Origin of the sequence: Nostocoides sp., from assembly GCF_037045025.1 — a bacterium.
Taxonomy (GTDB): Bacteria; Actinomycetota; Actinomycetes; order Actinomycetales; family Dermatophilaceae; genus Nostocoides_A.
In genome coordinates this window covers 400,456-422,623 of record NZ_JBAOHM010000013.1, presented here as the reverse complement: position 1 = coordinate 422,623, position 22,168 = coordinate 400,456, and the positions used below count along the sequence as shown (strand labels likewise).

22 protein-coding genes, 1 tRNA gene and 1 pseudogene are annotated in these 22,168 nt (G+C 69.9%); 8 read left to right on the top strand and 16 right to left on the bottom strand.

The window, feature by feature from the left end; genetic code table 11:
* Positions 1–22 precede the first annotated feature (22 nt).
* The 5 genes from V9G19_RS17835 to V9G19_RS17815 form a co-directional block, all read right to left on the bottom strand.
* Positions 23–98: transfer RNA gene (locus V9G19_RS17835), tRNA-Ala, on the bottom strand.
* A 31-nt stretch (positions 99–129) separates the two neighbouring features.
* The gene (locus tag V9G19_RS17830) at positions 130–774 is read right to left on the bottom strand and encodes a histidine phosphatase family protein (protein WP_462286761.1); all 645 of its coding nucleotides are present in this window, start codon (positions 772–774) and stop codon (positions 130–132) included.
* A gap of 166 nt (positions 775–940) precedes the next feature.
* Positions 941–1,348 carry a ribosome silencing factor gene (gene rsfS, locus V9G19_RS17825; RefSeq protein ID WP_462286760.1) on the bottom strand — a complete coding sequence of 136 codons (408 nt, stop codon included), beginning with the start codon at positions 1,346–1,348 and terminating at the stop codon, positions 941–943.
* Entirely contained in the window at positions 1,345–1,962 is a 618-nt protein-coding gene (nadD, locus tag V9G19_RS17820) for a nicotinate-nucleotide adenylyltransferase (protein ID WP_462286759.1), read from the bottom strand. Before nadD ends, rsfS begins: the two co-directional genes overlap by 4 nt.
* A gap of 23 nt (positions 1,963–1,985) precedes the next feature.
* On the bottom strand, positions 1,986–2,210 hold the full coding sequence (locus V9G19_RS17815) for a hypothetical protein (RefSeq protein WP_462286758.1): 225 nt from the start codon (positions 2,208–2,210) through the stop codon (positions 1,986–1,988).
* 478 nt (positions 2,211–2,688) lie between these two features.
* Here V9G19_RS17815 and V9G19_RS17810 point away from each other — a divergent pair, with 478 nt between their 5' ends.
* The gene (locus tag V9G19_RS17810) at positions 2,689–3,696 is read left to right on the top strand and encodes a glycosyltransferase family 2 protein (RefSeq protein ID WP_462286757.1); all 1,008 of its coding nucleotides are present in this window, start codon (positions 2,689–2,691) and stop codon (positions 3,694–3,696) included.
* Here V9G19_RS17810 and V9G19_RS17805 read toward each other — a convergent pair.
* Both V9G19_RS17805 and V9G19_RS17800 read right to left on the bottom strand, forming a co-directional pair.
* Positions 3,662–4,357: a class I SAM-dependent methyltransferase gene (locus V9G19_RS17805; RefSeq protein WP_462286756.1), complete on the bottom strand. Its 696-nt coding sequence runs from the start codon at positions 4,355–4,357 to the stop codon at positions 3,662–3,664. The two genes, V9G19_RS17810 and V9G19_RS17805, sit on opposite strands and share 35 nt — an antisense overlap.
* Positions 4,357–5,640, bottom strand: a complete 1,284-nt coding sequence (locus V9G19_RS17800; protein ID WP_462286755.1) for a glutamate-5-semialdehyde dehydrogenase — start codon at positions 5,638–5,640, stop codon at positions 4,357–4,359. The genes V9G19_RS17805 and V9G19_RS17800 overlap by 1 nt, the downstream gene beginning before the upstream one ends.
* 295 nt (positions 5,641–5,935) lie before the next feature.
* Between V9G19_RS17800 and V9G19_RS17795 the strand changes: the two genes are divergently transcribed.
* The 6 genes from V9G19_RS17795 (at position 5,936) to pdxY (ending at position 10,545) form a co-directional block, all read left to right on the top strand.
* Positions 5,936–6,226: a hypothetical protein gene (locus V9G19_RS17795; RefSeq protein WP_462286754.1), complete on the top strand. Its 291-nt coding sequence runs from the start codon at positions 5,936–5,938 to the stop codon at positions 6,224–6,226.
* Positions 6,227–6,321: 95 nt separating this feature from the next.
* The gene (locus tag V9G19_RS17790; RefSeq protein WP_462286753.1) at positions 6,322–6,834 is read left to right on the top strand and encodes a hypothetical protein; all 513 of its coding nucleotides are present in this window, start codon (positions 6,322–6,324) and stop codon (positions 6,832–6,834) included.
* Between the two features lie 170 nt (positions 6,835–7,004).
* Positions 7,005–7,769, top strand: coding sequence for an efflux RND transporter periplasmic adaptor subunit (locus V9G19_RS17785; RefSeq protein ID WP_462286752.1), 765 nt, complete (start codon positions 7,005–7,007; stop codon positions 7,767–7,769).
* A 35-nt stretch (positions 7,770–7,804) separates the two neighbouring features.
* Positions 7,805–8,491, top strand: coding sequence for an ABC transporter ATP-binding protein (locus V9G19_RS17780; protein WP_462286751.1), 687 nt, complete (start codon positions 7,805–7,807; stop codon positions 8,489–8,491).
* The gene (locus V9G19_RS17775) at positions 8,452–9,642 is read left to right on the top strand and encodes an ABC transporter permease (RefSeq protein ID WP_462286750.1); all 1,191 of its coding nucleotides are present in this window, start codon (positions 8,452–8,454) and stop codon (positions 9,640–9,642) included. The genes V9G19_RS17780 and V9G19_RS17775 overlap by 40 nt, the downstream gene beginning before the upstream one ends.
* A gap of 48 nt (positions 9,643–9,690) precedes the next feature.
* On the top strand, positions 9,691–10,545 hold the full coding sequence (gene pdxY, locus V9G19_RS17770) for a pyridoxal kinase PdxY (protein WP_462286749.1): 855 nt from the start codon (positions 9,691–9,693) through the stop codon (positions 10,543–10,545).
* Positions 10,546–10,624: 79 nt separating this feature from the next.
* Here the strand turns inward: pdxY and V9G19_RS17765 are convergent, their stop codons facing one another.
* Positions 10,625–11,236 (bottom strand): cytidylate kinase-like family protein, encoded by a 612-nt coding sequence (locus V9G19_RS17765; protein ID WP_462286748.1) that lies wholly within the window; start codon positions 11,234–11,236, stop codon positions 10,625–10,627.
* A 125-nt stretch (positions 11,237–11,361) separates the two neighbouring features.
* Between V9G19_RS17765 and V9G19_RS17760 the strand changes: the two genes are divergently transcribed.
* Complete coding sequence (locus V9G19_RS17760; RefSeq protein WP_462286747.1) at positions 11,362–12,783, top strand: MFS transporter; 1,422 nt, start codon at positions 11,362–11,364, stop codon at positions 12,781–12,783.
* A gap of 1 nt (position 12,784) precedes the next feature.
* Here the strand turns inward: V9G19_RS17760 and V9G19_RS17755 are convergent, their stop codons facing one another.
* From V9G19_RS17755 to V9G19_RS17720, 8 genes and pseudogenes are all read right to left on the bottom strand, one after another.
* Complete coding sequence (locus V9G19_RS17755; protein ID WP_462286746.1) at positions 12,785–13,549, bottom strand: alpha/beta hydrolase; 765 nt, start codon at positions 13,547–13,549, stop codon at positions 12,785–12,787.
* Positions 13,550–13,559: 10 nt separating this feature from the next.
* Complete coding sequence (gene proB, locus V9G19_RS17750) at positions 13,560–14,705, bottom strand: glutamate 5-kinase (RefSeq protein WP_462286745.1); 1,146 nt, start codon at positions 14,703–14,705, stop codon at positions 13,560–13,562.
* A pseudogene (obgE, locus tag V9G19_RS17745) lies at positions 14,702–16,223 on the bottom strand (GTPase ObgE). Before obgE ends, proB begins: the two are co-directional and overlap by 4 nt.
* Positions 16,224–16,330: 107 nt before the next feature.
* The gene (gene rpmA, locus V9G19_RS17740; RefSeq protein ID WP_462286744.1) at positions 16,331–16,597 is read right to left on the bottom strand and encodes a 50S ribosomal protein L27; all 267 of its coding nucleotides are present in this window, start codon (positions 16,595–16,597) and stop codon (positions 16,331–16,333) included.
* A 45-nt stretch (positions 16,598–16,642) separates the two neighbouring features.
* Positions 16,643–16,951, bottom strand: a complete 309-nt coding sequence (gene rplU / locus V9G19_RS17735; RefSeq protein ID WP_462286915.1) for a 50S ribosomal protein L21 — start codon at positions 16,949–16,951, stop codon at positions 16,643–16,645.
* A 151-nt stretch (positions 16,952–17,102) separates the two neighbouring features.
* A complete protein-coding gene (locus V9G19_RS17730; protein WP_462286743.1) occupies positions 17,103–19,973 on the bottom strand; it encodes an Rne/Rng family ribonuclease in 2,871 nt (956 codons plus the stop codon).
* A 135-nt stretch (positions 19,974–20,108) separates the two neighbouring features.
* The gene (locus V9G19_RS17725; protein ID WP_462286742.1) at positions 20,109–20,861 is read right to left on the bottom strand and encodes a TIGR03936 family radical SAM-associated protein; all 753 of its coding nucleotides are present in this window, start codon (positions 20,859–20,861) and stop codon (positions 20,109–20,111) included.
* Positions 20,862–20,863: 2 nt separating this feature from the next.
* Positions 20,864–22,126: an MFS transporter gene (locus V9G19_RS17720; RefSeq protein ID WP_462286741.1), complete on the bottom strand. Its 1,263-nt coding sequence runs from the start codon at positions 22,124–22,126 to the stop codon at positions 20,864–20,866.
* Between the last annotated feature and the right edge of the window lie 42 nt (positions 22,127–22,168).

Below are 22,168 nucleotides of genomic sequence, written 5' to 3'. Positions count from 1 at the left end.
CAGGGTTGGGACTTCGACCAAATGGTGGAGCTGAGGGGATTCGAACCCCTGACCCCCTCCATGCCATGGAGGTGCGCTACCAACTGCGCTACAGCCCCGGGGCCCTCGTGGCGAGGGCACCGCGCGATCTTACCCAGCCCGAGCGGTGTTGCCCAAATCGGTGGCGTGCAGGTTCCAGCCGGCGACGCGCCAACAGTCGGCGGCCTGCACCAGGTCGGCCCAGCGGCAGTTGCCGGGCGAGGTGAACAGGCGGGTGATGGTGAGGCTGTCGAGCCCAAGGAGGACGCCAGCCAAGATGCGGATCGTGCCGCCATGGCTGACGATGACCGCGCACTCCCCCTCCCCCAGGGCGTCGATCAGCTCGCGCAGCGCGGGGGTGACCCGCTCGCGGACCTGCGCCGGACCCTCCCCGTCGATGCCGCGGCGCTGTTCCTCGCCGCGCAGTGCGGCCAACCGTTCGGCGGGGTTGCGCGCGATCACCTCGGCGTTGGTCAGTCCCATCCACTGGCCGACATTGAATTCCCGCCAGCGGGGGTCGAGTTCGACCTCACGTCCGGTCGTTGCCCCGACGGCATCGGCAGTGCGTGCCGCGCGGTGCAGGTCGGAGGAGACCACCCGCACCGGCTCGTATGCCGCCACGACCCTCGCCGCGGCCACCGCCTGCGCCAGCCCCCGCGCCGTGAGCGCGACGTCCAAGTGCCCCTGCCAGATCCCGTCGAGGTTGGATTGGGTCTCGCCGTGGCGAAGGAGGAGCAGGCGGCGAGGCGGCGGCATACGGGCCAGGCTAGTCGGCGCCCCCTTGGCGCCGACCGCTGGTGGCCGCGCCCGACCCAAAACCACGCTGAGGTCTGCGTTGTTCGCTGAGGTCTGCTGATCGGTCGTACGACCTCAGCGAAGACACCAGACCTCGGCGGGATCGGGGAGGGCCAGGCCGGGGCCGCTAATCGGTCTCGGAGCGGCGCGCGCCGGCACCGGCGGCCTGGTCCTGCCCGAGGACGCCGAGGTCGAGCGGGGGGCAGTCGCGCCAGAGCCGCTCCAAGTCATAGAAGTGGCGCTCGTCCTCGTGGAAGGCGTGGACGACGATGTCGCCGAAATCGAGCAGCACCCACCGGCCCTCACGGGTCCCCTCGCGCCGCAGCACCTTGGCCCCGGCCCGGCGCACCTGCTCCTCGATCTCATCGACGATGGCGCCGACCTGACGCTCGTTGCTCGCCGAGACGATGACGAAGACGTCGGTCAGCGGCAACTGAACGCTCACGTCGATGCCGGTGATCGTGGCGGCCAGCTTGTCCGCGGCGGCCGCCGCGGCGACACGGGCGAGTTCCTGAGCGTGCTCGGTTGCGGTCACGAGACTCCTTGCTGCCCGGCGGGTGCCACCGCGAGGGCGGGCGACGCCGGCGATGCGGCATACAGCCGGTGCTTGTTGATGTATTGGACGACCCCGTCGGGCACGAGGTACCAGACCGGCTCCCCCGCGCCGACCCGTTGCCGGCAGTCGGTGGAGCTGATCGCCATCGCCGGCACCTCCTGGAGGTGGACCCGGTCGGCGGGCAGGCCGTGCTCGGACAACTCGTAGCCCGGCCGGGTCACGCCTATGAACTGCGCGAGGGTGAACAGCTCATCGACGTCCTTCCAGGACAGGATCTGGGCGAGGGCGTCGGCGCCGGTGATGAAGAACAATTCCTCACCCGCGCGCTCGCGGGTCAGATCCTTCAGCGTGTCGATGGTGAACGTCGGTCCGGGCCGGTCGATGTCGACCCGGCTGACCGTGAAGCGGGGGTTGGAGGCGGTCGCGATGACCGTCATCAGGTAGCGGTCCTCGGCCGGGCTGACCAGCCGGTCGGCCTTTTGCCACGGCTGGCCGGTGGGCACGAAGACGACCTCGTCGAGCCCGAAGGACGATTGCACCTCGCTCGCTGCCACCAGGTGGCCATGGTGGACCGGGTCGAAGGTGCCGCCCATGACGCCGAGGCGGCGCGGACGACTCAGTGGTGCCCCGCCCCGGGCGCGCCCGGGTCCGTGCCGTGGGCGCCGCCGTGGCCGGGCCGGCGGTGCGGGTCGCCGAGCTTGGCGGCGGTTCCCCGGAAGGCCCACGTGACCGCCAGCAACAGCGCGAACGCGAGCAACGCGATCACGGCATACATGTAGGCGGGCATCGGCAGCTCACGCGTGTGCTCCTCGCCCTCGGCGGCGAGGATCATCCAGCTCATCGACATGAGGGTCACCCTATCGCTTCCTCCGTCCACCGATTTCGTCAACAGGGGTGTGTATGACCGGCGCGGCACGCTCGCACCCTGTGCACACCGCTGTGGACGACGTGGCGGTCCGGAAGTTGCCAGGATCCGTCGTTGCGCGAGACCCGGGTGCGGGGGTTGAATGTCGCACGCACGTCACGGTCGGTGCCGACTTCGGTCCCGCCGCCGTGGCCGACAGCGATGGTGAGAAAACGAGGCGCGACCGGCCGCGACCGGTCCTGGATTGAACCAGTCCGCGGGCGACGCCGCGGAGGTGCCACGCGACTCACCGGGGCTGCCGAGCGTCAGTGACTTTCGGGTGCTTCGGCATTCGGGGTGGCCAGCGTCGCCTGGTCTTCGGCCCGCACCGGGACGGACCTGACAATCGGCGGGGGCCCTGCCGTTCCTCATACACCGGCAGGGCCCCCGCGCTTCCCCGGCTAATCTTGGCCGTATGCCGTCGCCGCCCCTGCTGAGCATCGTGGTCCCGATGTTCAACGAGGAGGCCGTCCTGCCCCTGTTCGTCTCTCGGTTGCGTCCCGTGGCCGACGGGTTGGGGGTCAGCTATGAGGTGCTCGCCGTCGACGACGGCAGCAGCGACGCGACCGCGGTCGGCCTGCAACGGATCCGTCGGGAGTGGTCGCAGCTACGCGTGTTGCGGTTGCGGGCCAACGCCGGTCACCAGGCGGCGATCTCGGCCGGGCTGGACCGGGCCCTCGGCGACTATGTCGTCACCCTCGACGCCGATCTGCAGGACCCGCCCGAGCTGATCGCCGAGATGCTGCGGGTCGCTCAACAGCAGCGCGTCGACGTCGTCTACGGCGTGCGCAGCGACCGGTCGAGCGATTCGGCGTTCAAACGCGGGACCGCGCGAGCGTTCTATCGCTCGATGAATGCCTTGGCCGGCACCGGCGCGTTGTCGCACGCGGGTGACTTCCGGCTGATGTCGCGGGCGACGGTCGATGCGGTCAACGCCCTGCCGGAGTATGGCCGGGTGCTCCGGTTCGTCGTGCCCGCACTCGGGTTCCCGTCGGCCGCCGTGCCCTATCGCCGCGAGGAGCGGGCCGCCGGATCGTCGAAGTACCCGTTGTCGAAGATGCTGCGGCTGTCGGTCGACAGCGTCACCGCCTTTTCGCTGGCGCCGCTGCGGTTCGCGACCTATCTCGGGCTGGCCGGCGGGGTGCTCGCCCTGCTGCTGCTGGTCTATGCGCTGTATGCCCGCGCGGCCGACCACGTGGTCGCCGGCTGGACCTCGACGGTGGTCGTCGTCGCCGGGATGGGCGCGGTGCAATTGCTCGCGCTCGGCATCCTCGGGGAATACGTCGGCCGGCTGTATGCCGCAGCCCAGGCCCGCCCGTCCTACTACCTCGCGTATGACTCGCTGGAGGCCGCCCGGCGCCGCGAGGGCGTCGCCGGCCGGGAGGAATTCACCGAGCGGGACGCGCCGTCACCATCAGCGTGACCCCGGGCAGCGCCTTGACCGGCAGGTGCCGCTCGATCGTCACGATGCCGCGCAGGGCGAGGTTGACCACCGGGTTGACGGCGTCGAGGTCGCTGCCGGTGCTGCTGCGCCGGCGCAGCTGGACGGCGGGACGGAGCAGGACGTTCCAGGACCACAACCGCTCGATCGTGAATCCGCCGCGCTGCAGCAGATCGGTGAGCGTGGCCTTGGTGTAGCGGCGCACGTGGTCGACGGCGACGTCATGGGCCGACCACAGCCGCGGATCGCACGGCACGGCGACCAGGAAGCACCCGTCCGGCGTCAGCGTGCGCCGCACCTGGGCCACCGCCGCGTCGTGGTCGCGGATGTGTTCCAGAACGTCATACGCGAGGACGAGGTCGAGGCTTTCGTCGGCCACTGGCAGCGCGGTCGCGTCGGCACGGATGACGTCCAGGCCGCGTTCCCTGCCGACCTGTGCCCCCTCGGCGCCGTATTCGAGCGCGAGCACCTGCCAGCCGGCGGCCTTCAGGTCGCGGCTGTTGCCGCCGCCGGCGGCGCCGATGTCGAGGGCGCGGCCGGGCGGCATACCGGCGATGGACTCGCTCAGCAGGTGGCGGCGTTCGGCATACCACCAGTGGGTGTCTTCGAGTTCGGTGAGTTTGCGGACTTCCTGGTCGTGCATCAGGCGCGCACGTGCCCGTCGCCCTCGACGATCCATTTGGTCGTCGTCAGCTCCGGCAGCGCCATCGGCCCGCGGGCGTGCAGTTTTTGGGTGGAGATGCCGATCTCGGCGCCAAAACCGAACTCGCCGCCGTCGGTGAACCGGGTGGAGGCGTTGATCATGACCGCGGCGGCGTCGACTTCGGCGCTCCAGCGGCGGGCCGCGGCCCGGTCCTCGGTGACGATCGCCTCGGTATGCCCGGAGCCGTAGGCGCGGACGTGATCGAGCGCGGCGTCGAGGGAGTCGACGACCCCGACGCTCATCTCCAATCCGTGATACTCGGTGGCGAAGTCCTCCTCGGTCGCGGCCGCGAACGGCACCCCCGCCTCGGTCGCGATGGACCCGGCGCGCTCGTCGGTATGCAGCACCACGCCCGCCCCGGACAGCGCGGTCAGCGCCTTGGGCAGGAAGTCGGCCGCGACCGCCGCGTGGACCAGGAGTGACTCGGCGGCATTGCACACGCTCGGGCGGTGGGTCTTGGCGTTGATCGTGATCGCCAGCGCCTTGTCGAGGTCGGCCGCTTTGTCGACGTAGACGTGGCAGTTGCCGATCCCGGTCTCGATCACCGGCACCGTGGAATTGAGCACCACCGACTGGATCAGGTCGGCGCCCCCACGCGGGATCAGCAGGTCGACCAGGCCGCGGGCGGTCATCAACGCCCGGACCGCGTCGTGGCCGCCGCCGTCGAGCAGGCCGATCGCGTCGGGGTTGAGGCCCTGGGCGTCCAGGGATTCGCGCATCACGTCGACAAGGACCCGGTTGGAGGAGGCGGCCGCAGAGCCGCCGCGCAGGATCACCGCGTTGCCGGACTTCAGGCCGAGGCCGGCGGCGTCGACGGTGACATTGGGCCGGGCCTCGTAGATCATCCCGACCACGCCCATCGGCACCCGCACCTGGCGGATCTGCAGGCCGTTGGCCAAGGTCGAGCCGCGGACGATCTCGCCGACCGGGTCGGGCAGGCCCGCGATGTCGCGCAGGGCGTCGGCGATCGCGGCGATCCGCTCCGGAGTGAGGCTGAGCCGGTCCTGCAGGCCCTGCGGCATACCGCCGTCGCGACCGCGCTGGAGGTCCTCGGCGTTGGCCGCGACGATGCGATCGGTGGCCGCGTCGAGGGCGTCGGCGAGGCCCCGCAGGGCCTCGTCCTTGCGCGCGCGCGGCAACTGGGCGAGTTCGCGGGCGGCGAGGCGCGCCCGGCCGGCGAGTTCGGCGACCGCTGCGGTCGCCTCGGCAGAGATGTCCGTCATGCGCCAAGGGTATGCCGACCGGCTCTCGACGCTCACGCACCACCGAGAAGCCTCCGTCGGCGCCACCGGTTGCGCGTGCATCGGGGCGGCGTTAGCCTGACGCCGGCAGATGATAGGTCATCTCCGCCGGTTGGGGGGACATTTCGTTCTTCTCGACCCCGCAACGGGCCACAACGGAAGAATGGGGTTTTCCGGATGAGCAAGAAGAGAAGGCTGTTGACCGGGGGGGGGCGTAGTCATCCTCACGCTTGCGACGGCGACGGCTGCGTGGGGCTATACTGAGTACGACCGGACGGTGAGTTGCGACACGAGCTACACAACGGCCCTGGTGAAATTGTGGTCGAGCGGCGACATTTCGGTCAAACAGATCGATACGAGCCCGCAGACGAACCGGTATTACTGGGCCGTGGCGGACGGCGGAAATTCGGTCGGCGCGAAAGCCACGACGGACGGCGGAACCGTATCGTGGTCCGGCGTTTCGGCAAACAACTACTCCTATCGGACGAAGATCGTCTCGAACACGAACTGCAATGGAGTGTTGCCCGGCAACGGCAACACCAAGCTGGACTACACAGTCACTCCGTGACGCGTGCTCGGCGACGTGGTGGGGCGTTCTGGGCACCACTGCTCGGAACGCCCGCCCGGATCAACTCGACATCTCTGCGATAGGACTCACCCGTCATGTGTTTTCGTTCGCCGACTCGTCCGGCTCGACGTGCGCTGCTGGCGCTCGCGGTGGTGCTGGTGGCTGCGGGATGCAGCGCCGATCACACCCCCGAAGCCGGTGATCCGGTCTTCGCCGGGCTGGACAGCGCCGTCGTCAACGAGGTGCTCGCCTCGCCCGCAGCGCAGCAACGGGTGGAGGGTGACGACGAGGGCGCGGCCAAGGCCCGATACCAAGGCATGGTGCGCAATTTCATCGCCTGCCGCTCGGCGTTGTCGGTATACCAAACGTGGGTCGCGACCGGCGAGGCTCCTGCCTTCCCCGATCAGCCGCGGCCGACCAACCCTTCCGCGACAGCCAAGCAACTGGACCAAGACATCCAGCAATTGCGCGATCACGCCTCTAGCGGTGACATCTCGCTGCTGCGCGATGATTTGACGACCGAGTCGGGGTGCGGTCACTGGATCCCGGCGAAACCCGCAGATCCGAGCGGGCCGACTATCGCCGACGTGGTGAATGGTAGGTCATGACCCGATCACGCGAGCGACGGAGGGCAGTTCGGGGGGCACTCGTCACCGCGGGCCTTCTTGCTCTCGTCGGGTGTTCCGACGACGCGGCCCTCCCCTCGTCCGGTAGTCCATCGTCCGCAGCAGCGGCTTCCCCTGCGCAGTCAGGCACGGGCACGTCGCCCGGCGGCCCGATGTTCGAAGTCGCCAGCTCGGCCTTCCAGATCCGCTATCGGCTCAACGGGGCGACGCTCGCTGGCGAGCAGGTCGGGGTGGATGTGCCCCTCGGGATGACCTTTCACCGCCGTCAGCACGGGCGGGCCCGAGCTGACGCGGGAGAGATCATCGGGACCATGGCTCCTCTCGAGGCGCTCACCGCGGACGTCGATGGCACGGTCCACCAGTCCCGGCTCGCGGCGGCCAGATCGCGGGCCGGCCCGGTGCGCGCGCCCGTGTCGGGACGGCTCGAATCGTCGGCGGGGTCGGTGCTCATAACCTCGCCGGGGATCGATGTCGTCGTGGCCCTCAGACCGTTGCAGGAACTGCGCTACCGGGGAGTGCCGTTCACCGGGCGCGCTAGCGTCGAGACGATCCTCGGGCAGCGCTCGGTCCCCTGCGTGGCCTTGTGGCTGGCGCGACGGCAGTCGAGCCAGGAGGCGAGCGCCGACAGCGGACCCGGATCGACATCGGTCCATTGCCGACTGCCGGCGAGCACCGAGACGGCACCGGGCATCCCGGCCGTGCTCGATTTGTCCTCCCCGCAACAGCGAGACGTCCTCGCCGTGCCCGCCATCTACGTCGGGCTGGACGAGTCCGGATCGAACTATGTCGCAACAGTTCGCGTTGGCTCATCGGCCTCGGAACGGCCCGTGGTGGTCGGTGCGACCGATGGCGTGCGCCGCGTGATCCTGTCGGGGCTACGCCCGGGTGAACTCATTCTGCCGGCACCGACCTCGTGACTGGGTCGCCGATCGTGGTCTTGGACGACGTCAGCGTGATATTCCGTTCCGGAGGCGTCGAGGTTCCGGCACTCAACGAGGCCTCGCTGGCGATCGAGCACGGAAGCTCCACCTCGGTCGTCGGTCGTTCCGGTTCCGGCAAGTCGACGCTGATCTCGGTGCTGTCTCTGTTGCGCCGGCCCACTTCCGGGCGGCTGCTCGTTGACGGGACCGATGTGGCCTCGCTCAACGACGCCGAGCTGTCCACCCTCCGGTCGCGCACGGTGGGAACGGTTTTCCAGAGCTTTCACCTCGATCCTGCCCTGTCCTCCCAGGAGAACGTGCTCCTGCCCTGGTACTTCGGATCCCGGGGACCGCGCCGCACGGCACGGACACGGGCACTCGACCTGCTCGAGCTCCTCGGCATACCCGAGCTTGCCGGCCGGCGTCCGACCGAGATGTCGGGAGGGCAGCGGCAGCGGGTGGCGATCGCCCGCGCCCTGTTCGCGGAGCCGGCGTTGCTCATGGCCGACGAGCCCACCGGCAATCTGGACGAGGACACGGCCGGGGTCATCGCCGACGTGCTCTTCAGCCTCCCCGCGACCTTGGGCACCGCCGTCGTGGTCGTGACACACGACGCAGAGATCGCGGCTCGCGCGAGATCTCGGGTGCGACTCGCGCACGGGGTGCTGGAGTCGCACGGATGCGCCGCCGTCACCGGGCAGGGGGCACCGGGACGATGATCCGCGCGGGTCGCATCATCCAGCTTGCAGCACGGACAAACCTCCACAGTAAGCTCAAGTTCGTCCTGCTCAGCGCCCTGCTCACCATCGGCGTGCTGGTGTTCCTCTCCGTGTCCGAGCTGTCTCGAGCCTCCACGGACGACCTCTCGGAGGCGATCGAGTCGGATCTCGGCGAGGCAGGGACGTATCGATTCGACTTCTCGCCCGACCTCGGGCTGTCCGGCCCAGCCGTGCTGGGGGTGGCTCAGACCGCGTTGACGCCCTTTACCTCACGCCCTCTCCGCGCGGCGCTACGCCTCTCTTCAGTGCATCCCGAATGCCCGCCGTATGACCAGATCGGCGAGGTCAGTCCGGCTGTGCTGCTCGACGCTTCCGGACGCCCGACGGAGTTCGACCCAACCGTCGGTGACGCCCAGGTGGCTGGCCTGACCCGTGACGACCTGTGCCTGGCTGGCCTGGTCGTGCCCCGGAACGCCGTGCGAGCGGCCACCCGGGTCGAAAGCCAGAACTTCGGTGCCGCGCTCATCATCGATCCAGCCTATGAACGCGCCGTCGAACTCACCTCGACCACTCCGGCCACCCTCGTTGCCGTGATGACAACGGGCCGGACCCCGGATCAGTCTGACGAGATTCGCGCCGCACTTACGGCTGCGCTGGCTGGCCCGGCCGCCCTCGCATCGATACATCCCGATTCCGCTGTCGTCGTCACGCGGGGAGACACCGGGGCATCGGTGCGATCTGCCTCGGAGGGCATCCGGCTGGTGTACGGCCTCATCGGCTGGGGCGTCCTGTTGGTCAGCGGCCTCGGCGTGCTGATCGCGGAATTGATCGTGCTGCGAGATCGCACGTGGTACTTCGGCCTCGTTCGAGCCGTCGGCGCCCGGAGATCGGACGTGGCCGCCCTCGTCGTCGCCGACATCGTCCTCGTCCTCGTCGCGGGTTTTGGGATGGCCGCGCTCATCGCGGAACTCGCGTCGCCACTGATCTCGTCATTCGGTCAGACGGCCTTTCAGACGCAGTTGACCATTCTGCGCGCCGCGGCTGTGCCCAAGCTGATCGTCGGAGCCATCGTTGTTCTCGTCCTGGGCGGCGCCTACCCCGCGTGGCGGGCCACACGATTGGATCCCTTGGACGTCCTCGAACGCCGCTAGAAGCCGCCTTGGTGACGACGATATCGTCGAAGTGCGAGAATCGCGGGCGTGACCACGATCGTCTCCATCCAGTCCTCCGTCGCCTACGGCCACGTCGGCAATTCGGCCGCCGTCTTTCCGCTGCAGCGCCTGGGAGTGGAGGTCTGGCCCGTCTATACGGTCCATTTCTCCAACCACACCGGGTATGGCGCCTGGCGCGGCCCGCTGCTCGCGGCCGACGACGTCCGCGAGGTCATCGCCGGGATGGAGGAGCGCAACGCGTTCGGGGAGGTCGAGGCGGTCCTGTCCGGTTATCAGGGCGGCACCCAGATCGGCGAGGTCATCCTCGATGCCGTCGCCCGGGTCAAGTCCGCCAACCCGGCCGCGATCTATGCGTGCGATCCGGTCATGGGCAACGCCACCTCCGGCTGCTTCGTCCACCCGGACATCCCGGTCCTGCTGCGCGACAAGGTGGTGCCCCGGGCTGATCTGATCACCCCCAATCAGTTCGAGCTCGGCTTCCTCACCCACACCGAGCCGGAGTCGTTGGAAGACACCCTGGCCAGTGTCGACCGGGCCCGCGCGATGGGGCCGTCGACGGTGCTCGTGACCAGCGTGCTGCGGCCGGACCGGCCCGCGGACACGATTGAGATGCTCGCCGTGCACGGCGAGGAGGCGTGGATCGTCCGGACGCCCTATCTGCCGTTGAAGGCCAACGGGTCCGGCGATGTCACCGCGGCCCTGTTCACCGCCCACCTGCTCGACTCCGGCCGTGCGGAGGACGCCCTGGCCAAGACCGTCTCCAGCGTGTTCGCGCTGCTCGAGCGGACCCTGGAATCGGGCCGCCGCGAGCTGCAGCTCGTGCAGAGCCAGGAGGAGATCGCCCACCCGGCGTGCGAGTTCACGCCCGAGCGCGTGCGCTGAGGGCCCTGGCACCTGCTGAGGCCTCGTGGTGGGGGCTGCGACCGAGCGACGCGCGGGCGAGCGAGCGTCGCGCGGCGCCTCAGGCAGGCTGGGTGGCGGTGGCGCGCTGGCGTTTGCGCTCGAGGGCATCGAGGATGACCTCGACCGTGCCGTCCTCGCCGAAGGTCTCCACGTTGATGACGAGGTCGTAGTAGGCGGTCAGCCGCGGGTCCCAGCCCCAGACGTCGAGGGAGATCTGGGCGCGCGCCTCGTCCTCCCGGCGCATCCGCAAGGCGGCCTGCTCCGCGGAGATCCCGGAGTGCTCGGCGGCATACGCAATGCGGAAGCCGGCGCTCGCCTCGAGCTTGACGTGCAACGCGGCCGGCCGGTCGCCGAGGATGACCGTCGCGTTCCGGCCGAGGATCACCCCACCGTCCCGAACCAGGTCGCGTACCGAGACCGCCTGCTCGCGGGCGAGACTGACATACGGGCTCTCGAGTAGTTCCACGCTGCCCTGGTCGGTAAAGGCCAGGCTGCGCAAGAACCCGGACACATCGACGCGCCCGGTGCCCTTGGGGTCCATCGCCTCCATGTCTCCCGAGGAGAGGACCTGCCCGATCCAGGGCACACCGAGTCGCTCGGCGAGACGTGGCCCGATGAGCTCGGCACCGGCACCGAAGGCTTCGAACATGGTTAGCAGCGGTTTTGTCATGGCACGCGTCCTTCCCGACGGGAACCACTATGGCGCACCCGCCACGGAATGTCCCGTGGTGATCGGGCGCGCCATCGGTGGCGGCAGCCCGCGGGCGGCGCTACGGTGAGCCGAAGGAGGCCCCCATGACCGCACTGCCTGCTGAGACGACCATCAATACCTCACACGTGCGTCACTGGATCGTGGCGTCCGGGGCGCTGATCTGTATGATCGCTGGCTCGGTGCCGCTGTCCGGCTTGTCCTTCTTCCACCCCTACATCTTCTTGAAGATGGGGCCCGGGTCGGAGCAGAACGTCGCGCAGGGCTCGATCCTGCTGTATTTCACGCTGCTGATGCTCTCGATCGTCGCCTCGATGATGTTCATCGGTGGGCCCATGCTGCCTAAGCTGGGGACGAAATGGCTGATGATCATCGGCGCGTCAATTGTCGCCGCGGCGCTGGTGATCTTTTGGCAGGCCACCACACCGGTCATGCTGTATGTCGCGGGCATCGTCATGGGCCTCGGCTACGGCATCAGCTATCAGCTGGTGCCGATCGTTTGGGTCAACAACTGGTTCGTCGCCCGAAAGGGCCTGGTCGTCGGGCTGGTCACCGGGGGCACCGGGCTCGGCGGGATCCTGTGGTCGTTCATCGTCCCCGGCATCGGCGGCAACCCGGCCGACGCAGCAACCTACGACCCGGACGCCTATCGCTTCGGTTATCTCGTGATGGCGGTTGTCGTTCTCGGGCTGACGATCCCGGCAACCCTCTTTCTCGCGATCGAGCGCCCCTCTCAGGTCGGGCTGACCCCGCTCGGCGCACCGAGCCCCGGATCGATGGCGGCCGCCACCGACCTGGCCAAACCAGTGGCCGGATTCACCTTCCCGCAGGCGATGCGCAGCCCGTGGCTGTGGCTGGTCTTTTCCGCAAGCGTGCTGCTCGGCATCGTCCACGGCGCTGCGCAGATCATGGCGCCTTATCTGACGGCCCAATGGACCAGCCCCGTCCCGGACGGCATGGGCAAGGCCGTGACGATGTATTCGACCGCGATGATGGTGTGGACCCTCGGGCTGCTCGTCCTCAAACCGACCCTCGGCGTGCTCAACGACAAATTCGGCGTGCTGATCGCGATGACGATCACCCTCGGAATGCAGGCCGCCTTCTTCCTCTTCCTCCCCCGCTATGCCTCGATGGGGAACTCGGTTGGCGTGTGGCTGCCGCTGATCGCCATGCTGTTCATGTCCGCGGGCATGTCCAATGGCACCGTCGAGCCACCGTTGCTCACGGCGACCGCGGTCGGCCAGAAGGCGTTCGGCAAGATCTGGTCGGTGACCGGATCGGCATACGTGTTGGGAATGGCCTTGGGTGCGCCAATCTGGGGATTGTTCTACAACGCGCAGGAGAAGTCCTATGACAGCGGTTTCCTCCTCGCCCCCTTCGCCTTGGCGGCGGTGATCGTGCTCGGCGTTCTCGGGATGAACCGCGGCCGCGCCCAGCACTTGAAGCTTTACGAAGCCGAACTGGCCGACTACGAGCGTGAGCGTGGCGTCACGGCGCCAGCGAGCTGATTTATGCCTGGATCGGCAACCAGTCGATTACTTCGCGGATCATGCTGTCCCACAACGACCATTCGTGATCACCAGGAACAAAACGGGCGGTGACGTTCACGCCGCGCTGCTGCAGGCGGGCGACGAAGTCGCGGTTTTGGTCGATCAGCATGTCCTCGAGGCCGCAGCTGATGTGCAGGTCGGGCAGCTTGTCGGCGGGTATGCCGTCAAGCCCCGCCCGCACGTCGACGTCCGGCCCCAGCGTGCCGCCGAATACCCGCCCGATCACCTCCCGCTCGTCGGGTTCGACGTCGAGGATCGCCAGGTCGACGACCCCGGACAGGGAGGCCGCGGCGGCATACCGGTCCGGGAAATGACCGACGAGCTTGAGCGTGCCGTAGCCGCCCATCGACAGGCCCGCGACGAAGGTGTCCGCGCGCGCCGTCGAGACCCGGAAGAAGTTGCGCACCACGGTGGGCAGTTCGTCGCTGATGAAATCCCAGTAGCGGTGGCCGTGGGCTTCGTTGGTGTAGAAGCTGCGCCCCACGGCCGGCATGACGACCGCGAGGCCAGCCTCGTCGGCATACCGCTCGATCGAGGTGTAGCGCGTCCACGCGCTATGGTTGTCGGACAGCCCGTGCAGCAGGTAGAGCACGGGGAAGTCGGTCTCGCGCATCGGCTTTTCGACGACTCCGACCTGCTGCTGCGTATGCTGCGGGAGGATCACCCGGATCGAGGTGCCCATCTGCAGGGCCTCGGAGAAGAACTCGCACGTCAGCTGCGCCATACGCTCGATGCTAGCCTTCGCGGATGACGAGGTTGTCGCGGTGGATGACCTCCCGCTCATATTCGCGGCCGAGGTCCCGGGCGAGTTCCTTGGTCGAGCGGCCCATCACCTTGGGCAGTTCGCCGGCGTCGTAGCTGACCAGCCCGCGCGCGACGATGGCGCCATCCGGTCCGGCGACATCCACGGCGTCGCCGTCGACGAAAACGCCTGCGACACCGGTGATTCCGGCGGGCAGCAGCGACTTGCCGCGGTCGACCAGCGCACGGACGGCACCGGCGTCGACGGTCAGCACGCCGCGCGGTGTGGTGGCGTGGGCAATCCACAGCTTGCGGGAACCCCGACCGACCGCGTGCGGGAGGAAGACGGTGCCGACGTCGTCGCCGGCAAGCGCCGGACCGACCGACTCGGCCGCGCACAATAGAGCGAGAATCCCCGCCGAGTTGGCGATCGCCGCGGCCTCGACCTTGGTGGCCATCCCCCCGGAACCGATGCTCGAGCCGGTCCCACCGATCCGCACCGACTCCAGGTCGCGCGCCGAGCGGATCACCGGAATCCGTTGGGCCGCCGCAGAACCGGGGGGCGCGTCATACAGCGCGTCGACGTCGGTCAGCAGCAACAGCGCCTGCGGTTTGACCAGGTGCGCGACCAGCGCCGCGAGCCGGTCGTTGTCGCCGAAGCGGATCTCGTGGGTCGCGACGGTGTCGTTTTCGTTGACGATCGGGACGATCCCGATGTCGAGGAGCCGCTCGAGGGTGCGGCGGGCGTTGGTGTAGTGCGAGCGCCGGGTGACGTCGTCGGCGGTCAGCAACACCTGCCCGACGGTCAGTCCGTATGCCGCGAACGCCCGCGTGTAGGCCGCGAGCAGAGCGCCTTGTCCTACCGAGGCCGCGGCCTGCTGGGTCGCGAGGTCGCGTGGGCGCCGGGTCAGGCCGAGCGGACCGATGCCGGCGGCAATCGCGCCGGAGGAGACGAGCACGACCGGCGCCCCGCGCAGCCGGCGCTCGGCGAGCACGCGGACGAGGGCGTCCAGCTTGGCCTCGTCGAGGCGCCGGCCCTCGTCGGTGGTGAGCGAGGACGAGCCGACCTTGATCACGACCGGGCCCGCCCCGGCCAGGCGGGCACGGGCCTGCCCGGCGTCGACGTCGATCAGGGTCATTCGTGGTCCACCGCGGGATCGTCCCAGTGCCCGGCGCGGCGCTCGGCGGCCAGCTCCTCGCGGGCGGCGCTCTGGGCGTCCTTGCGGGCGTGGAAGTCGCGGCGGCGCTCGGCGTTGGTGCGCCGGTGGCGGTCCTCGAAACGGGCATCGGTGCCGCGCCCGCCGAGCAGCTCGGCGCCGCCGACCATGGTCGGCTCCCAGTCGAAGACGACCGCGTCGTCGGCCGGCCCGATCAGGACGGTCGATCCGGCCACGGCGCCGGCGGCCAGCAACGCGTCCTCGACCCCGGCCCGCTGCAGCCGGTCGGCGAGGTAGCCGACCGCCTCGTCGTTGCTGAAGTCGGTCTGGCGGATCCAGCGGGTCGTGCGGTCGCCGACGACGCGGAAGATCCGCTCGCCACCCTCGACCTCGGGAACGACCTCGAAGCCCACCTCGTCGGCCGCCTTGGGGCGGATGACGATTCGCTGACGGACCACCTCGGCCGACAGGTCCGCGCGCGCCGCCTCCACGGCGCGCGCCATGGCGAAGGTCAGCTCCCGCAGCCCGGTGTGGGCCACCGCCGAGACGATGTGGACCTCCAGGCCGCGGGCCCGCAGCTCGGGGGCGACCAGCTCGGCGAGGTCGCGGGCCTCGGGGACGTCGGCCTTGTTGAGCACCACCATGCGGAGCCGGTCCGACAGTGGCCGCCCGCCGAGGCTGCCGGTCGGCAGGTATGCCGCGAGTTCCTCCTCGATGACGTCCACGTCGGTGAGCGGGTCGCGTCCCGGCTCCAGCGTCGCGCAATCGATGACATGGACGAGCACCGAGCAGCGCTCGACGTGGCGCAGGAATTCCAGGCCGAGGCCACGGCCCTCACTGGCGCCCGGAATCAGCCCGGGCACGTCGGCGACGGTGAAGCGCATCTCCCCCGCAGTGACGACGCCGAGGTTGGGCACCAGCGTCGTGAACGGATAATCCGCGATCTTGGGGCGCGCCGCCGAGATGACCGAGACCAGCGAGGACTTGCCCGCCGAGGGGAAGCCGATCAGCGCGACGTCGGCGAGCGACTTCAGCTCCAAGACAACGTCGCGGGACTCGCCCGGCTCGCCGAGCAGCGCGAACCCGGGCGCCTTGCGACGGGGTGAGGCCAGCGCCTTGTTGCCGAGACCGCCGCGCCCGCCCCGGGCGATCGTCACCGACGCAACCGGCACCGACGAGGTCGGCGATCAGCTCACCGGCCAGGTCGGTGACGACGGTGCCGTCGGGGACGGGCAGGATGAGGTCGGCGCCGTTGGCGCCGTCGCGTTCGTCGCCGGCGCCCGGGCGGCCGTTGCCGGCGCTTTGGTGCGGGCTGCGGTGGTAGTCAATCAACGTCGTCGATTGCGGGTCGACGGCGAGGATGACGTCCCCGCCGTTGCCGCCGTTGCCGCCGTCGGGTCCGCCGAGCGGCTTGAACTTTTCCCGCCGGATCGAGGCGACCCCGTGGCCGCCGTTGCCGGCGCTGGCGTGGAGGACGACGCGGTCGACGAAGCCGGCCATGCGGCATACCTCCTTATTGGTCGGGCGGCAACGCGACGAAGGGGCGAGCCGATCGGCCCGCCCCATTCACCGGGAGGACGTATGCCGTGCGGCACACGCCCGCGAGGTCACTCGGCGGCCGCGGCCACCGGGACAATGCTGACGACGCGGCGCCCGCGCTTGGTACCGAACTCGACGGTGCCCGCGGTCAACGCGAACAGCGTGTCGTCGCCGCCGCGGCCGACATTGTCACCGGGGTGGAAGTGGGTGCCCCGCTGGCGGACGATGATCTCGCCGCCGCCGACGAGCTGACCGCCGTAGCGCTTGACGCCGAGCCGCTGCGCGTTGGAGTCGCGACCGTTGCGGGTCGAGGACGCGCCCTTCTTATGTGCCATCTGTGATCAGTCCCTTGTCAGTGCTCGTCGTCGGTGCTCGGCGGCTCAGGCGTCGATCGCGGTGATCTTGACCTGGGTCAGGTGCTGGCGGTGGCCCTGACGCTTGCGGTAACCGGTCTTGTTCTTGAACTTCATGATCGTGATCTTGGGGCCCTTGGCCGGGCCGACGACCTCGGCCGTCACCGACACCGAGGCCAGCTTGGCGGCGTCGGAGGTCACGGTGGACCCGTCGACGAGCAGCAGTGGCTTGAGGTCGACCCTGTCGCCGGCCTGCGCCGACACCTTGTCGATGAGCAGCACATCGCCGACGGACACCTTTTCCTGGCGGCCACCAGCGCGAACGATCGCATACACGTTGAAACTCACTTCCTCTGCCATGGGGGCACGCACACTGGGGAACCGGCCGATCGCTACCCCGCGTGGGACATCGACTCGGTGGGCGCACCGACTGCCCATCGTACCGTTGGCGAGCGGGGGGAATCAAACCACAACACGCGACACCAGGTCAGAACGGGTTCGGGTCGGCTGGGGCCGGTGGTGGGCCGGCCGGTGCGGTCGCCCGGCCCCGGCGTCGACGACCCCGGCCGCGGCTAGGCTCACCCCCCTTGTCCTGGGCGTGCTCGGCGGCCTCGGGATCTGCGTCATCGGGATCTGCGGCATCGGGATCTGCGGCATCGGCCGGGGACGCGTTGGTGGGCACATCCGCGCTGCCAGCAGGGTGGTCAGCTGGGTGGTCAGCTGGGTCTGCCACGGCGGAGTCGACCGTCGCTCCCGAGTCTCCCGTGGCCAGGTCGCTAGCCGGCTGCTCGCCGCTGGCAGACTCGGCGGCTCCCGGGCCGAGCGGCGCGGCCTGCTCCGGCGGCAGGTCGACGTCGGAGATTTCCTCAGCCTCGGCAACGGGAAGCTCGACCCGATTCAGGCTCTTGATGGCCGCCGCGTGGGCGGCGGCGGCGATCTGGGCAGCGGTTGGGCCCTTGGGTGTTACCGGTTCGGCGGGTTCGGGCTCGGCGGCCCGAGTGCGGCGGCCGCGACCCGCCGGGGCAGCCTGCTCGCCCCCACTCGTCCCCGCCGACTTATCGACCGGCATCGCGTGCACGATGACCCCGCGGCCCTCGCAGTGATCGCATGTCTCCGAGAAGACCTCCAGCAGGCCCGAGGCGACTCGCTTGCGGGTCATCTGGACCAGGCCGAGCGAGGTGACCTCGGCGACCTGGTGCTTGGTGCGGTCCCGGCCGAGGCATTCCAGGAGGCGGCGGACGACCAGCTCGCGGTTGGACTCCAGGACCATGTCGATGAAGTCGATGACAATGATCCCGCCCATGTCGCGCAGCCGCAGCTGCCGCACGATCTCCTCGGCGGCCTCGAGGTTGTTCTTGGTGACGGTCTCTTCGAGGTTGCCGCCGGAGCCGACAAAGCGGCCGGTGTTGACGTCGATCACAGTCATCGCCTCGGTGCGGTCAATGACGAGCGAACCACCCGAGGGCAGATAGACCTTGCGGTCGAGCGCCTTGGCCAGCTGCTCATCGACGCGATGGGCGGCAAAGATGTCCTGCTCGCTCGTCCACTTCGACATCCGGCCGGCGAGATCCGGGGCGACGTCCTGGACGTAGCCGCTGATCTCCTGCCACACCTCCTCGCCGGCGATGACGAGGGAGGCGAAATCCTCGTTGAAGACGTCGCGGATGACGCGGACGGTCAGGTCGGGCTCGGCATACAGCAGGCTCGGCGCGCCGCCGGAGCCGGCCTTCTTCTTGCTGGCCTTGGCCGACGCGGCGGAGATCTTCTCCCACGCGCGGGCGAGACGTTCGACGTCGCGCCGCAACTCCTCCTCGCTGGCGCCCTCGGCGGCGGTGCGCACGATGACGCCCGCATCCGCCGGCACGACCTCGCGCAGGATCGACTTCAACCGGGTCCGCTCGGTGTCGGGCAGTTTGCGGGAAATGCCGGTCATCTTGCCCTCGGGCACATAGACCAAGTAGCGGCCGGGAAGGGAGATCTGGGAGGTCAGCCGGGCGCCCTTGTGCCCGATCGGGTCCTTGGTGACCTGGACCAGAACCGACTCACCGGAGCTGAGCACGTTCTCGATGCGCCGCGCCTCGCCGCCGCCGAGGTTGCCGCTGTCCCAGTTGACCTCACCGGCATACAGGACCGCGTTGCGGCCGCGGCCGATGTCAACGAAGGCGGCCTCCATCGACGGGAGCACGTTTTGCACCCGGCCGAGATAGACATTGCCCGCGATCGAAGCATTGGTCGTCCGGGAGACGTAGTGCTCGACGAGGATGCCGTCCTCGAGAACGGCGATCTGGGTGCGCCCGTCGATCCGGCGCACGACCATGGTGCGTTCGACGCTTTCGCGGCGGGCGAGGAACTCCTTCTCGGTGATGATCGTGCGGCGCCGACCGGCCTCGCGCCCCTCCCGGCGGCGCAGCTTCTTGGCCTCCAGCCGGGTCGACCCCTTGATCGACTGCGGCTCGTCGCGATCCCGGCGCGACTCGCGGACCTTGGTGACGGTTCCCGGCGGGTCGTCTTCCTCGCCCGCGGCTCCCGAGCGGCGCCGGCGGCGACGACGACGGGCCCCGGTCGAAGAATCCTCCGGCTCGGGGCTCTCGGCCCCCTCCACCGGCTCGGGCGCCGCCTCGTCAGCGACGGTATCCGCGTCCGGCTCCGACGGCGCGTCCTCGCCCTCGGTGCGGGCACGTCGTCCGCGCCCGCCGCGGCGGCGGCGGGTTCGGCCGGTGGTCGCATCGCTGTCGTCGGGCTGGCCGTCCTCGGTCGCCGCCTCCTTCGGCGGTTGCGCGCTCGCCCGATCATCGATCTCGTCGGGGACGCCCTCGCCCTCCTCGTGAGAAATCTCGGGCGCACGCGCCGGGCGCGAGGCCCGCCGCGTCGGCGCCTGCGGCGCTTGGAAGAGCAACCCGAACGCAGCGGCGAAGGGCGCCGGCGCCGCTGGGTCGTCCTGGTCCACGGAGTCGGCGTCACCGTCCTCGTCGCCGTCCTCGGTTGCCTCGGCGGTGGAGTCGTCACGCGGTGCGCGGTCGAGCGAGTCGGCACTGGTCTGCTCCGGTGCGCCCTCGCTATCGCCCGCCGCGGCGTCGCCCTGGTCTGTCCCGGACTCCTCCGGGGTGAAGAGCGCCAGGTCCGTCCCCGCGTCCGCGGCCGACGAGTGCACGGACCGGCGGCGCTTGGGGGTCGTGACTCGGGCCGTCCGCGGCTTCCGCTTGGCCGGACGGTCCGGCCGGCCGGACGCCTGCTCGCTGGGCTGCCCGGCGTCGTCGTGTTCGGCGTCCTCGTGGCCGGGCTCTGCGCCGGGTGTTTCAGCGCCGGGTGTTTCAGCGCCGGGTGTTTCAGTGGAGCCGGAGTCGGAACGATCGGGCATTGACGGGCCTTCCTGGGCACCCGGCGTGCCGCCGCGCCAGCCCCGGAGAGGGGGCCCGACCTGCCGCGTGCCGCACGGTGCGGGTCGTGGTCACAGGCGACCACGGAAGCTTGAGGCTCCGCGGACCGGCTCGCGCTAAGGCGCGGCACCGCTCGCGGCGGCGGCGTCCGTGGCCAGCGGGTCGGCCACCCGGGCGGTGTCGGCGTCCCAGGGTCCCTGGGCCAGCCGAGTCACCCTCGGAGGGCTCGTGGCCGGTAGAGCGGCCACCGCGTGCAACGCTGACAAGACGTCGTCGGGGCGTACGGCAGGCGTGGTGTGCCGCACGACCAGCTGAAGTATCGCACACCCCGGCCCGGGAACCATGTCGGCGCGCAACAGCGCCGGCAGCACGTCGAAGGTCTTTTCGCCCGACTTGAACATCCGGGTCACCAGCGCCTCGGGCTGGGAGCGCAGTCGTTCGAGGGCGGCGGTGAGGACGGCGGCATCGAGTCCGGCGAACGCGACCTCCCAGACGCTCGCCTGGAGCAGCTCGTTCAGGCTGCTCGGCCCGGCCACCACGACGTCCAGCACGTCGAGCCCGTCTGGCAAGGCCGCGTCGAGGTCGACTCGGACCTGGTCCGGGTCGCACTCACGGGTCAGCGCGACTTCCAGGTATTCGGCTTCGGAGGCCATTCCGGTGGGCGCGCCCCCGGCATACGAGACCCGCGGATGCGGGTGAAAGCCCGCGCTGAACGCCATCGGCACCTGCGCGCGCCGCAGTGCGCGCTCGAGGGCGCGCGCGAAATCCCTCGTGGACGAGAACCGCATCCGGCCACGGCGGGCGTAGCGGATCCGCAACCGCTGTACCGGCGGCGCGGGAGGGGGTCCGGAGGTTCGTGGGCCAGCCATCGTCAGGCAGGATAGTCGGCCGCTCGATGCACATGGGTCGTTGCCATCGTCGCTAGCAGCGTGAACAGCACGGTCGCGCCAATCAGGGTCGTCATCGGCAGCTGCCACCCGCCCGAGAGTTCGCGCAGCGCACCGATCACCGGCCCCGACAAGGTGGCGACCACGTAGCCGCACGCCTGCACGATCGCCGACATGCCCGCGGCCTCCCGCGAATCCCGCGCCGCTACCGCGACGGCGCTGAAGATGACGATGAATCCTCCGGATTGCGCCATCCCACCAAGCACGAGCCACATGCCGATGAGGCCCGGGGCGCCGAGCGTCCCCACCGACAGACTCGTCCACATCAGCCCGACGCTCAGTGCGGCGCCGCGCAGGCCGATCGTGCGGATCAAGGCGGGCACCAAGAACCCTCCGGCGATCCCCCACGCCTGGAAGCTGGCCGCGAGGGCCCCCGCCGCCGCCGGCGCGGACCCCGTGGCGTCGCTCAAATAGGTGGGCAGCCACGTCGTGAACCCGAAATAGGAGAAAGCCTGCACGGTGAAAGCCAGCGAGAGCAGCCAGGTTGCCCGGATTCGCAGCGCCGGTCGCGATGGGGATGCCCTCACCTCCGCCGGCGCGGCAGTCGGGCCATCCGGGTGGGTTGACTCGGTGCGTGACGCCCGCGGGTGGGCGGGCGTGGCCGGGCGCCGTTGCACCAGGACGCAGATGACGCCCGCCGCCGCGGCCAGGGCCGACCACGACGCCAACGCCCAAGGCCACCCCAACGCGTTCGCGAGCGGGGCCGTGGCCAGCACGGTCGCCAAGGATCCGACGTTGAGCACAGCCGCATAGAGCCCGGTCACCATGGCGACCCGAGGGGGAGCGACGTCGCGATGGATCAGCACGGGGACCACGATGTTCCCGAGGGTGATCGCCACGCCGAGTGCCATCGTGCCAGCAAAGACCGTCGTCGGCGTGGGGATTGCGCGCACGAGTTGGCTGACGAAGATCCCCGTGAGGGTCAGCACGACGGCGACCTCGGGCCCCACCTTGCGGATAACCACGGCCGCGGGCGGAGAGCACACCGCAAACGCCAGCACCGGAAGCGTTCCGAGCAGCCCGGCGGCACCGGCGCCGAGACCGAGGTCGGCGGCAACCTGACCCAGGACCGGGGTGATCGCCACGATCGGGCCACGCAGCGTGAGGGCGACGGCCACAATCGCGAGCAGGGCCATGGCCAGGGGTGGGTAGGCAGCCTGCACGCTCGTCGAGCGAGGATTCGGCACGGCCTCCTCCTTTCCCGGCTCGACGGCGCTCGCCCTATCCTT